At 45.3% G+C, this 12,436-nt stretch carries 12 protein-coding genes; 10 read left to right on the top strand and 2 right to left on the bottom strand.

Translation table 11 applies throughout. The features are described from left to right. Window positions 1–40: 40 nt before the first annotated feature. Window positions 41–1,099 carry an endonuclease/exonuclease/phosphatase family protein gene (locus tag IM792_RS15125; RefSeq protein ID WP_194102736.1) on the top strand — a complete coding sequence of 353 codons (1,059 nt, stop codon included), beginning with the start codon at window positions 41–43 and terminating at the stop codon, window positions 1,097–1,099. 59 nt (window positions 1,100–1,158) lie between these two features. Here IM792_RS15125 and proS read toward each other — a convergent pair whose 3' ends face one another. Beyond that, window positions 1,159–2,631, bottom strand: a complete 1,473-nt coding sequence (gene proS / locus IM792_RS15120) for a proline--tRNA ligase (protein ID WP_194102735.1) — start codon at window positions 2,629–2,631, stop codon at window positions 1,159–1,161. Between the two features lie 104 nt (window positions 2,632–2,735). Here proS and IM792_RS15115 point away from each other — a divergent pair, with 104 nt between their 5' ends. Beyond that, window positions 2,736–3,641: a hypothetical protein gene (locus tag IM792_RS15115; RefSeq protein ID WP_194102734.1), complete on the top strand. Its 906-nt coding sequence runs from the start codon at window positions 2,736–2,738 to the stop codon at window positions 3,639–3,641. 32 nt (window positions 3,642–3,673) lie between these two features. After that, a complete protein-coding gene (locus IM792_RS15110; RefSeq protein WP_194102733.1) occupies window positions 3,674–5,149 on the top strand; it encodes a hypothetical protein in 1,476 nt (491 codons plus the stop codon). Window positions 5,150–5,340: 191 nt separating this feature from the next. Here the strand turns inward: IM792_RS15110 and IM792_RS15105 are convergent, their stop codons facing one another. Then, window positions 5,341–5,820, bottom strand: coding sequence for a DNA starvation/stationary phase protection protein (locus IM792_RS15105; protein WP_194102732.1), 480 nt, complete (start codon window positions 5,818–5,820; stop codon window positions 5,341–5,343). 99 nt (window positions 5,821–5,919) lie between these two features. On the opposite strand from IM792_RS15105, the gene IM792_RS15100 reads away from it, so the two are divergent. The 7 genes from IM792_RS15100 to IM792_RS15070 all read left to right on the top strand — a co-directional run bounded on the left by IM792_RS15100 (window position 5,920) and on the right by IM792_RS15070 (window position 12,416). Beyond that, a complete protein-coding gene (locus IM792_RS15100) occupies window positions 5,920–6,681 on the top strand; it encodes a DUF4905 domain-containing protein (RefSeq protein WP_194102731.1) in 762 nt (253 codons plus the stop codon). A 21-nt stretch (window positions 6,682–6,702) separates the two neighbouring features. Beyond that, on the top strand, window positions 6,703–7,698 hold the full coding sequence (locus IM792_RS15095; protein ID WP_194102730.1) for a LysM peptidoglycan-binding domain-containing protein: 996 nt from the start codon (window positions 6,703–6,705) through the stop codon (window positions 7,696–7,698). After that, window positions 7,691–8,323, top strand: a complete 633-nt coding sequence (locus tag IM792_RS15090; protein ID WP_194102729.1) for a uridine kinase — start codon at window positions 7,691–7,693, stop codon at window positions 8,321–8,323. The genes IM792_RS15095 and IM792_RS15090 overlap by 8 nt, the downstream gene beginning before the upstream one ends. A 300-nt stretch (window positions 8,324–8,623) precedes the next feature. Beyond that, window positions 8,624–9,007 (top strand): hypothetical protein, encoded by a 384-nt coding sequence (locus IM792_RS15085; protein WP_194102728.1) that lies wholly within the window; start codon window positions 8,624–8,626, stop codon window positions 9,005–9,007. A 244-nt stretch (window positions 9,008–9,251) separates the two neighbouring features. Further along, a complete protein-coding gene (locus tag IM792_RS15080) occupies window positions 9,252–10,904 on the top strand; it encodes a M28 family metallopeptidase (RefSeq protein ID WP_194102727.1) in 1,653 nt (550 codons plus the stop codon). A gap of 7 nt (window positions 10,905–10,911) precedes the next feature. Next, the gene (locus IM792_RS15075) at window positions 10,912–11,466 is read left to right on the top strand and encodes an acyl-CoA thioesterase (RefSeq protein ID WP_194102726.1); all 555 of its coding nucleotides are present in this window, start codon (window positions 10,912–10,914) and stop codon (window positions 11,464–11,466) included. Window positions 11,467–11,534: 68 nt separating this feature from the next. Further along, entirely contained in the window at window positions 11,535–12,416 is an 882-nt protein-coding gene (locus IM792_RS15070; RefSeq protein WP_194102725.1) for a GH25 family lysozyme, read from the top strand. Window positions 12,417–12,436: the final 20 nt, after the last annotated feature.

Here is a 12,436-nt window from a genome sequence, read left to right as displayed (position 1 = left end):
AGCCGCGCCGGTTTAGGTAAGGCATCTTAAACCTGTAACAATGTATTTAGCTTTAACCATCACAAGTTTTTTGCTTGTATTTATTGTTTTTTTGCCGCTCGTTAAACATAGTTATTGGGTGTTCCGCGCGCTGGAATATCCCCGTTTTCAAAAATTCGCGGTTTGCGTGGCGGTATTTGTAGGCTGGGGTATATTTTATTCGTACACCAGGCAAATAAACCTTTATGCGTTCATCGCACTCTGCATCGCCATTATATACCTCATTGTTAAAATATACAACTACACCGTTTTCGCTGTTAAAGAGGTTCGTACTATAAAAAGCCGCGATCAAAAAAACGAGATCAAGGTACTGTCAGCCAATGTTTATCAGGATAATACCGAGTTTCAGAAATTGCTCGACCAAATAAAAAGTGTTGACCCCGATGTGATTTTCCTGCTGGAAACCGACCCGAAATGGGAAACCGCTGTAAAGGAACTGGAAACCGCTTATCCGCACATGCTGAAAGCGCCGTTGCCTAATACCTATGGCTTATTGTTTTACAGCCGTTTCCCGCTAAGTGATGCCAGGGTAAATTACCTGATCAAGGAGGATATCCCATCCATCGAAGCCATTGTCGAATTACCATCGGGTGTTAAGGTGCAGCTTTGGGGCTTGCACCCCGAGCCCCCGGTACCAGGCGAGAGCCTGTACTCAACCGCTAAGGATAAGGAGTTGATGAAGATAGCCCTCAAAGCCCGCGACAGCGATATGCCTATCATCGTATTCGGTGATTTGAATGATGTGGCCTGGAGTTATACTACCACCCTGTTCGGCAAGGTGAGCGATCTGCTGGATGTACGCAAGGGTCGCGGTTTTTACAGTACCTTTTCGGCCAAGCATTGGTTTTTACGCTTTCCGCTGGATTATATTTTTTGCTCGGCCGAGTTTGGTTTAGTGCAGATGCGCCGCCTGCCTTACAATGGCTCCGACCATTACCCGATATTTACCCACCTGATATTCAACAAACGTTTGGAACAAGTACAGGATGGCCCCGAAGCCGATCAGGAAGATATTGAGGAAGCTAAAGAGATACTGGAAAAAGAGGTAGAAAAGGAATAAACAAAAACGGGGTTAAGTGAGCAAATCACCTAACCCCGTTTCAATATTATAAGGATGTATTAATAAGCCCGTGCAAACAATACCCTTTGGGTTGATGGCTTGCCGGTAAGTATACATTTACCCTCCTGCTGCGGATTATTTAATGGAATGCAGCGGATGGTAGCCTTGGTTTCTTCTTTAATACGTTGCTCGGTTTCAGGTGTGCCATCCCAGTGTGCTGAAATAAAGCCCGGTTTTTCATCAAGCAAACGCTTAAACTCATCGTAGGTATCAACCTCAACCGTATTTTCCTCGCGGAAGCTGTGGGCCTTAGCGTAAATATTAGTTTGTATCTCCTCAAGCAATGCCTCAATATGGGCGGCTAAGCCTTCCTGCTGTACAGTTTCCTTGGTTTTGGTATCGCGACGAGCCAGTTCAACGGTACCGTTCTGCATATCACGGCTACCGATGGCCACACGTACCGGAACGCCTTTCAACTCGTATTCGGCAAATTTAAAGCCCGGGCGTTGGGTATCGCGGTCGTCAAACTTAACTGATATACCTTTGCCTTTTAGCTCAGCACTTAAGCCCTTAACGTAGGCACGGATGTTCTCCAGTTCCTTATCGTGCTTATAGATGGGTACGATAACTACCTGTATAGGTGCCAGTTTTGGTGGCAGCACCAGTCCTGCGTCATCAGAATGTGCCATGATCAGCGCGCCTATTAAACGGGTTGATACCCCCCATGATGTTGCCCAAACATAATCAAGCTTACCCTCTTTATTAGCAAACTTAACATCGAAAGCCTTGGCAAAATTCTGCCCCAAAAAATGCGATGTACCTGCCTGCAAGGCCTTACCATCCTGCATCAGCGCCTCGATACAATAAGTATCTAACGCACCGGCAAAACGCTCATTAGGGGTTTTACGGCCACGCACTACCGGCAGCGCCAGCCAGTTTTCGGCAAAATCCGCATAAACATCCAGCATTTGTTCAGTTTCGGCTACAGCTTCTTCGGCAGTGGCGTGGGCGGTGTGCCCCTCCTGCCATAAAAATTCGCTGGTACGCAAAAACATACGGGTACGCATTTCCCAACGCATAACGTTAGCCCACTGGTTAACCAGTATAGGCAAGTCGCGGTACGATTGTATCCAGCCTTTGTAGGTATTCCATATAATGGTTTCGGATGTTGGGCGGATGATCAGTTCTTCCTCTAATTTCGCTTCCTCATCCACAACAATTTGTCCGTTTTCATCGTTCTTTAGGCGATAATGAGTAACTACCGCACATTCTTTGGCAAAACCTTCAACGTGGCTTGCCTCTTTTGAGAAGAACGATTTTGGTATAAGTAACGGAAAGTAAGCATTGCTGTGTCCTGTGTCTTTAAACATTTTATCGAGCACGGCCTGCATTTTTTCCCATATTGAGTAGCCGTAAGGCTTGATGATCATGCAACCGCGCACGGGCGAATATTCGGCCATGTCAGCTTTTATTACTAACTCATTAAACCATTGCGAATAATCTTCGTCTTTACTAATAATGCCTTTGCTCATTTTATATTTGTGGAATGGATTTTGACCTTTAGATTAATATATAGTGATGCCAAATTTATAAATTTAAAACTTATCCGGGTTCGAACTTTTTACTAAACATATATATGAAACTTCATATTACCATAGGAATCGCATTGATCAGTGCCGCAGCGCTGAGTTCCTGCTCTACAACCAAGCTGGCCTCCAACCAGAGTTTTGCCGACGATGATATGTACAACACCGCTGCTAAAGCAGGTGATGCGCCGGTATACGCGGCACGCCCCGTTTACCGTAACGAAGACCCTGGCGTAGGTACTGACGGTTACGAGGATGACTATTACACAACCGATGATGAATATTATTACTATGATGATTATTCATCGCGCATAAACCGTTTCGGGTATTTCTCACCGTTCGGATATTATGATAACATGTATTACGGTTATGGCGGCGGCTTAGGCTGGGGCGGCTACGGCGGCTGGGGCATGGGTTTAGGCTATGGCTATGGTGGCTGGGGCATGGGCTTAGGTTGGGGTGGCTATGGCGGCTGGGGTTACTCGCCCTGGGGTTATGGCTATGGTTTAGGTTACGGCTATGGCCTGGGTTATGGCGGCTTAGGCTACTCATACTGGGGTACCGGTTGGGGCGGTTCACCTTATTGGGGTGTTTACTCGGCCTATCGTTCATCAGGCAATGCACGCCCGGTAAGGGGCTCAGGCAGCCCGCGCAGCGCATTGGGCGCGGTTAGAGGCGGCGGCTCAGCCGAATCATACATGCCAAATCGCCCTAACAGACTTAGCGGTACCGGCAGTTCATCAAACGGATCATACACCGGCGGCAGCAGAGGCAACGGCGGCTCGCGCGATATGAGCGGCGATAGCCGTGTTTCAAGGCCAACACGTGATGCTCAACCCTCATATCAACCACAACCGGCTTCACGCCCGTCATCATCACCAAGCTTTGGCGGTGGTTCATCAGGTGGCGGTTCTCGCGGCGGTGGCGGCGGTGGTGGCCGTCCTTCACGTAATTAATAAAGTTTTATCACAACAACCTATTTATAAGCATGAAACTTAAATATATACTAAGCGCGGTGGCTATGGTAGCCATCGCCAAGAGTAGCTTTGCCCAATATTCGCAGGATGCGCTTCGCTTTTCAACCACGCAACCGGGCTCAACAGCGCGTATAAAGGCAATTGGTAATGCCAACGTAGCCGTAGGTGGCGACTTGACCTCGGTAAGCGGTAACCCTGCCGGTTTGGGTTTCTTTACCCGATCGGAAATTAGTGTTACGCCCGAATACGACATGTTCAAATCAAAAGGTGATTACCTGGGTACTACCACAAACGATAGCAAGAACACCGGCAACCTTAATAACGCGGCCGCGGTATTTTATTCAAGATTGAACACTGCCCGAGGTGCCGATAAATCGCAAGGGTGGTTAAGCCTTAACTTTGGTTTGGGTTTTAGCCGTACTAACGATTTTTATAACAACTCGACCTATGGCGGCAACAACACATTAAGCTCAATAACTGATTATTATGCCGACCGTGCCAACTCAAGCGGAACCGATCTGCTTGCTGATTGGGCTTACGGCCATAAACTGATCGATCTGTATAACAACAATGGCAATGAGGCTTACGCGAGCAATGTTATTATTGATAATAACTCAACCGCCTTGCAGCGCAATGTTATAACTCGTACCGGTGGCCAGTCTGAATTTAACCTGGCATTGGGTGCTAACTATAGCAACAAGTTTTATATAGGCGGTAGCTTAGGTATCGCTACTATTCGTTACAACTCATCACAGGTGTTTACAGAAAGCGGTGATGTATCTTTAAGAGAAGGTACTACTGATGTAACCCGTGGTTTTCAATCAGCTTTTGTGCAGGATCAGGTTACACGCGGTACCGGTGCCAACATTAAGTTAGGTATGATCTACAAGCCGGTTGAGGCTTTACGTTTAGGTTTCAACTTTACATCGCCTACCTGGTATAATATGGAAGATACTTATCGCGAAAGCCTGTCAACCAATATAACCGGAGATAACAGCTACCGCAATAACGAAACTTACGCCTTGAATTACGATCTGCGTACACCGTTAAAAGTTGCTGGTGGTATTGCTTACTTCTTTAAAAACTACGGTTTTATTACCGGCGATGTGGAGTATGTTGATTACAGTTCGGCCAAATTAATGACTAACGACAGCTATGATGCTTCGTTTGATAATGGTAACATACGTACATTCTATAAAGGAGCCGTTAATACCCGTTTAGGTGCTGAGGCTCGCTTAGGCAAATTCGCTTACCTGCGTGGTGGTTACAACATATTTGGCAACCCAATGCGCGATAATGGCAGCACTATCAAAACCGCATCAGGCGGTTTAGGTTTCCGTTCAGGCCATTACTCTTTGGATGCTACTTATCTGCACAGCACAGGCAGTAACACATTCTACCCTTACGAAATAGGCGATGCCAGCCCATCAGCTACATTGCGTAACACAAGCGATAACTTATATTTGACATTGAGCTATAGGTTTTAATCGGAATTTTGTCTGACCCGAATTTTTCAGAACTATTTTCTGAACCGGAATTTTCGGAATTTGAGGATTGACAGAATTTTGAATTGCATACTACAAAAAAGAGAAGCCCTGCTGATTTAGCAGGGCTTCTCTTTTTTTTATGATTATGAGTTTGATCTAATATCTCAAATCTAACCTCTCATATCTCCTAATTAGTCTTCGTTCACGAATGAGCGGAGCATCCAGGTGGTTTTTTCTTTGAATTGCATAAAGCGGTTAACCATATCATTGGTGCCATCATCGCCAGCATCGGCGGTTACGTCAAGTATCTCACGCTCTAATTCAATTAATGATGCCATATCCTGAATAATGGCGCGTACCATATCGGTATCCTTTAGGCCGATGGTGTTTATTTCTTTTAAGCTCGATTCTTTAATATAATCAGCAAAGGTACTGTGCGGTGGTTTGCCCAGGGTAAGTATACGCTCTGCAAGCTCATCAATAGTAGTTAATGCCTCGGTGTATAATTCCTCGAATTTAAGGTGCAGCGTAAAAAAGTTTTGTCCTTTAATATTCCAGTGGCAGCCTCTTAATTTTTGGTAGTGAATATGGTAATTGGCCAGCAGATCATTCAGCAGGTCAACAACCGGTTTTACTTTACGTTCCTCGAGGCTTATTTCTTTTGCGTTCATAAGATTTAAATGTTGTTTTGATTGTTTAACAGGTGTGTAAGTTCAATGTTTGTACCAAAGCTAAGCAGTTTTTAATAATTATAGGATATTTGCAAACGCATGACAACATTTAGTCCGATACTTCAAAAAACATTCGATGGTACCATCTGGCGCATGGATATTGACGAGATCACCTCCACCCTCGCCTTAGAGATACGCAACGAGGCTGACAGAACGACAAGCTTTGCTGCCATTAATCTGCCAAAAGCACACGTAAATTTTGAGGGATATACCACGCACGAGCGTTGGCTTACCGGTATGGAAACGGTGCATAACGGCGTGCTGCTGCTACATTATTTTCAGGGAGAAAATTCACCGGTACATAAAGGCATAACGGCTATCAATACAGCGGATGGATCAGAGCTGTGGAGCAATTATTCCTTAGCGTACGATCATCTGAGCGCTACCGGGCCGGTACTGTTCAATACCCAAATGCTGCCTAAGAAATTATATGTGCACGATATTGTTACCGGCAAGGCATTAAGGCCATATAATACTATTACTGACGATGAACTGATAAAACAAATACAGGTACCGCAATACTTGCCACAACAGCAAATACCTGCCTTATTACAGCATATTGAGCCCGCGGGTGGTTTGATACATTATTTGGAGCATAATAGTTACAGAATTGTATCTTTGCACACCCTTAACAACGGGGTGTTGCAGCAATGGCTGTATGTGTTGGATGATGAGCATATTTGTTACGAAGAATTGTTAATGACCGATATACAAAAATTACAGCCCGAGGCGTTTGTATTACATAAAAATTGGCTCATCTGCCTGAAGAACAAAGCCGAGTTACTGGTTTTGGAAATATAATTTATTGTATTATAAAACATTATGAAATTTAAGCTGACTTTTCTATTGATATCAACCATTACCTTTTCCGCCCCCGTTTTTGCAGGTAGTGTAATTGATTCAATAGGTGTCGAAAACCAAAGCGGGAAAAAGATAATCTTACATAAAATAGATCCGAAGGATAATTATTACTCGATAGGCCGACGTTACAACATAAGGCCGAACGCGATAATCAAATTCAACAACAACGCGCCAATGCGCATAGGCAACGTAATAAAAGTACCAACTGAAGTGCCTTTTGACGAAAGCCAGCAACAGGTAGCCACCACTACACCAGCACCTCAGCAACAACAAACACAAACAAGGCCTGCTACACAACAACCGGTACAGCAGCCGCAAGTACAAACCACACCTCCGGCTACGCAGCAACAAACACAGCCTGCAACTGCCGACGCTAATAATATTCCCGAGTATCAGGATTATAAGGTATCAGCAGGTGAAACATTGTTCGCTATATCGCGCAGGTTCAATACTACTGTTGATGATATTGTAAGCATTAACAAACTGACTAAAAAATCACTTTCGGCAGGGCAAATTATTAAGGTGCGTGCTAACAAAACCACTACTACCCCACCGCCGGTAACTACCGTACCCGATACTACCAAGGTTGCAGCCGTGCGCGACTCGACAGAGCCGATGCCGGTATCATCAACAGATTCGGTTGGCGCGGGTGTTAGGCCAAACCGTTATGGCTTGTACGAAAAAAATGAGAAAGGCGTAGCCACCTGGATGGATGAGGCCGGCCTTGACCCGAATAAGAAACTGGTGCTGCATCGCACCGCCCCCATCGGCACCGTGATCAAGATCATTAACCCGATGACCAACCGCACTACCTTTGCAAAGGTGGTTGGCAGGTTTACGGATAACGAATCGACCAAGGACGTTATCATTGTTATGACTAAAAATGTAGCCGAATCATTAGGCGCGCTTGATAAACGTTTCCACGTAAATTTAAGTTACGGCACTACGAATGAATAAACCTTTTATTGTTGGCATAGCCGGTGGCAGCGGCTCTGGCAAAACTTTTTTTTTAAAGTGTTTTTTAAAGCATTTCAGCAGCGACGAGGTTGCCCTTGTATCGCAGGATGATTACTACTTCCCGGTGGCGGATAAAATGACCGCCGAGGAAAATAAGCTCTATAATTTTGATCTGCCCGATACCATTGATCATACCCATTTTGAGAATGATATTGAGGACTTGCTGAATAATAAAAGCATCACCAAACTCGAATATACTTTTAATAACCCCAACGCCAAGCCTAAAACGCTGGAGATAAAATCGGCACCGATACTTATCGTTGAGGGGTTGTTCATATTACATTTCCGCAAGATTGCTGACATGCTCGACCTTAAGGTATTTATTAATGCCGATGAGGACGTAGCCCTGCAACGCCGCCTGAAGCGCGACCTGATAGAACGTGGTTACTCGAACGATGACGTGCACTACAAATGGGTAAACCACGTAGTACCGGCCTACAAGGAGTATTTGTTGCCCTACAAAAACGAGTGCCACAAGGTAATTACCAACAACAGCCACGTAGCCGAAGACATCATCTGCATAACTGAAGCCATAGCCAAAGAAATCCGCGAGAAGGTGCTTTAGGAGTTCATAATTCATAGTTCATAGTTCATAGTTCATAGTTCATAGTTCATAGTTCATAGTTCATAGTTCATAGTTCATAGTTCATAGTTCATAAGGTGAACTGCGTTTTGGAATTGTGTATTGTATCGATACTAAAATAATTTCATAGCCTCCACTCTTCGGCTATGAACCATGAACTATCAACTCTTAAATATTAACTACCTCCATCCTCCTACTATGAACTATGAACCATCAACTATGAACTAATAAAAACAATTCCATCGTACAATAGCTTATTAATGAGTACCAATAACTAATGTTATGAATGCTTACAGCGATGACGAATTAAGGAATGATGATGCCGCTAAGCCTAATGCTTACCCGGTTGATGATAATAACCTGAAAGAGGAAAACCTGAAAAAATCCTTTTTAGGTGGTGAGGTAAAGAAAGCCGACGCACCGGGCATGGAAAGTCATGGCGCGGGCGGACATAAGTTTGGTGAGGATGGCTCAACGCCGCCGGGCGATGCGCCTAACAATCCTTCACAACATGCGGGATACACCAATGCCTACTTTGCCCGTACCGAGCCATCCGACGAAAAAACGGAGAATATCAACTTTAAAAGCGATGATCAGGATGGTGAGCCGAATTATGAAGGCTCCCGGTCTGACAAGGATTTCACCCCCGACGAGGAAGCCGATTAAGGCATCAAAAAAACTATAAATGTAAAAGGGTTATCAGCAAGCTGATAACCCTTAATTGCTTAAACACACTATTTATAGCTTCATTACTTATGCCCGGTTATACATAATGTATCAGCACTGATGTAATGCAACGAACAATATCGACCAATAGAAGCATTGAATCGACCACCGGGCATAATACTCCGTTTTTAATATGATTAGTGTTTTTTAAAATGTGCCTGTTACATTTGGTAATATGAACACCATGAAACGCAACACACTCGCCTTTGGGCTGGTTTTAACCGCTGCCGTTTGGTTTGGCTGCGATAATAAAAAAGCTGACACACAAACCACTAACGGCCCTATCACTGATAATGATATACGCGGATACCTATCGGCACTGGCCGACGATTCGCTTACCGGGCGCAAACCCTTTAGCGAGGGCGAAACTAAAACCATCAATTACCTGGCCGCGCAGTTTAAGCAAATAGGTTTAGAGCCTGCTAACAAAGGTAGCTATTTTCAGGATGTGCCATTGGTTGAAATAACAGGCACGCCAACCGCCTTGCAGCTAAGCGGCAAAACATCGGCAACGCTAAAGGCGGGTACCGATTTTGTGGCTTCGACCCGGCAGGAGCTGCCATCGGTAGAGTTAAAGAATTCGCCGCTGGTATTCGCGGGCTATGGTGTGGTCGCGCCTGAGTATGATTGGAACGACTATAAAGGTCTTGATGTTAAGGGTAAAACCGTAGTGGTATTGGTGAATGATCCGGGTTTTAAATCGGGCAGCCGCACCTTGTTTCATGGCGATACCATGACCTACTATGGCCGCTGGACATATAAATATGAAGAAGCCGCACGACAAGGCGCGGCGGGTATACTCATCGTGCATCAGTCGGAACCGGCAAGTTACCCCTGGGGTGTGGTAAATACCAGCTTTTTGGGATCGAAACTATATCTGCAACAATCAGACAAACACCTGTCGCGCTGCAAAATGGAGGGCTGGATAAGTGAGGAAACCGCCAAAAAGCTATTGACCAATGCCGGTATTACCGACGATATGCGTGCCTATGCCCGTAAAAAGGATTTTAAGGCTGTGCCACTTAATACAACGGCAAGCATCAGCATAAGTAATAAACTAAAGTATTCTACATCGCATAACGTGGCGGCTGTTTTAAAAGGCAGCACTACGCCTGACGAATACGTGGTTTATACCGCCCATTGGGATCACCTGGGTATTGGCCAACCGGATGCCAAAGGCGACAGCATTTACAACGGCGCGGTTGATAATGCCAGCGGTACCGCCGCCCTGCTTGCCATGGCCAAGGCATTTAAAAACGCAAAGGAACAGCCTAAACGTTCTATACTTTTCTTGGCGGTAACGGCTGAGGAACAGGGGTTGTTAGGTTCAGAATATTATGCAACGCATCCGTTATTCCCGCTGAATAAAACCGTGGGTAATTTGAATATGGATGCCTTATCGCCAAACGGAGAAAGCAAGGATATACCAATAACCGGCAAGGGACAAAACGATCTGGAAGATTATGTGGAAGCCATAGCCAAAGAGCAGGGACTGACCGTTGAGGCCGATCCTAACCCGGGTGCAGGTGGTTATTACCGGTCAGATCATTTTAACTTTGCCAAGGTTGGTGTACCTGCTTTAGATATGCACACCGGGCCTGATAGTAAAGTGCATGGCCGTAAATGGGGCGAGGAGCAGGATAAGATATATACCGAAGAACATTATCACCAGGCATCAGATAATTATACGCCCAATATGGATTTGAGCGGCATGAGCCAAACTGCCAACATACTTTACCGGATAGGCGCTAAAGTGGCCGATGAAACTACCTTTCCACAATGGAAAAAAGGTTCGGAGTTTAAGGCGGTGAGAGATAAATCAATGGCAGGTAAATAGCATCAGCATGGAAGATTATAAAACCGTAGCCGCATCGCAAACCACACTTACCGAACTGATGATACCCTCATACGCCAACTTTGGCGGCAAGATACATGGAGGTATCATAATGGGTTTGCTGGATAAGGTGGCCTACGCCTGTGCCGCCAAGCATGCCGGTGCCTACTGCGTTACCGCCTCGGTTGATACCATTGATTTTTTGGCCCCTGTGGAGGTTGGCGAACTGGTATCGCTCATGGCATCAGTTAATTATGTAGGTAAAACCTCGCTGGTTATCGGCATCAAGGTAATATCGGAGAATGTAACCACCCAGCATGTAAAGCATACCAATACCAGCTACGTTACCATGGTGGCAATGGACGAACACCGAAACACGCTGCCTGTGCCAGGCCTCATACTGCAAACCGACGAGGAAGTGCGCCGCTTTTACCAGGCTTATCATCGTAAGGAACTAAAGAAATACTATAAAACAGAAGAAAAGCGAATGAAATCGGCCTACGAAATAGCCGAATCGGTAGAGCTTTTGAAGAATGAGCGCTGCATTATTCAAAAGAAAGACTGACAAACAAACCGATACATAAAAATAAAGCAGGCTTTTACCGGCCTGCTTTATTTTTATAATTTAGCCCCGTGCCTCCCCGTAAACAACCCGCCCCTGCCAAACCACGAACAACGGTAAAACGCAAGCCATCCGCTACCGCGAAACGGAAAAAGAAAACGGGCAGTACCTTTAACTGGTATCCTTATGCCATTGGGTTGGCGCTGGTGCTGTTGTCGCCATTTTATTATGGGTATGTGGTAAAATTCTTCTCGTCAACCTGGCGATGGATATGGGACAGTGGCAAACCTGCCACCTATCGTACCTACAAAAGTTTTGATATTGATATACCTATAGCTTACAAGATACACGGCATTGATGTATCGTACGCGCAAGGCCAAATAAACTGGCAGCAGGTAAGCACTATGGAGGAGGACAGCGTGCGCATACACTTCGCCTTTATTAAAGCTACAGAGGGCCTGCTCACTGCCGACCCATATTTTAAGCGTAACTGGCGCGAAGCCCCCAAGTTTGGTATCGTTTGCGGGGCTTACCATTATTTCAGGCCTAAAAAGGATGGTTTATGGCAGGCGCGTTTCTTTCTGCAAAATGTTAAGCCAGAAAGTGGCGACCTCCCTCCGGTGGTTGATATTGAGGTGACCGACAATGTATCGCCCGAAAAGATGCGGAAGGAGCTTAACGCCTTTATTGACCATCTGGAGAAGAAAACCCACGTTAAGCCTATCATCTACACCAACATCAGCTTTTATAAGCAATACCTTGAAGGCTATTATGATGGTTACTCTTTATGGATAGCGCATTATTATAAGCATGAACTGAACGTTTCGGAGAGCACTAACTGGTGGTTTTGGCAACATTCGGACAGGGCATACGTGAATGGTATAGCCCATGAGGTGGATTTTAATGCCTTTAAAGGCGACAGTCTGCAATTTAAACAGCTGCTTATACCCTAATTTTTGCCGACTATGAGGGC

The sequence above is a fragment of the Mucilaginibacter sp. JRF genome, assembly GCF_015223065.1.
In the GTDB taxonomy this organism is placed as follows: domain Bacteria; phylum Bacteroidota; class Bacteroidia; order Sphingobacteriales; family Sphingobacteriaceae; genus Mucilaginibacter.
This window is presented reverse-complemented; position numbering and strand designations above follow the sequence as displayed.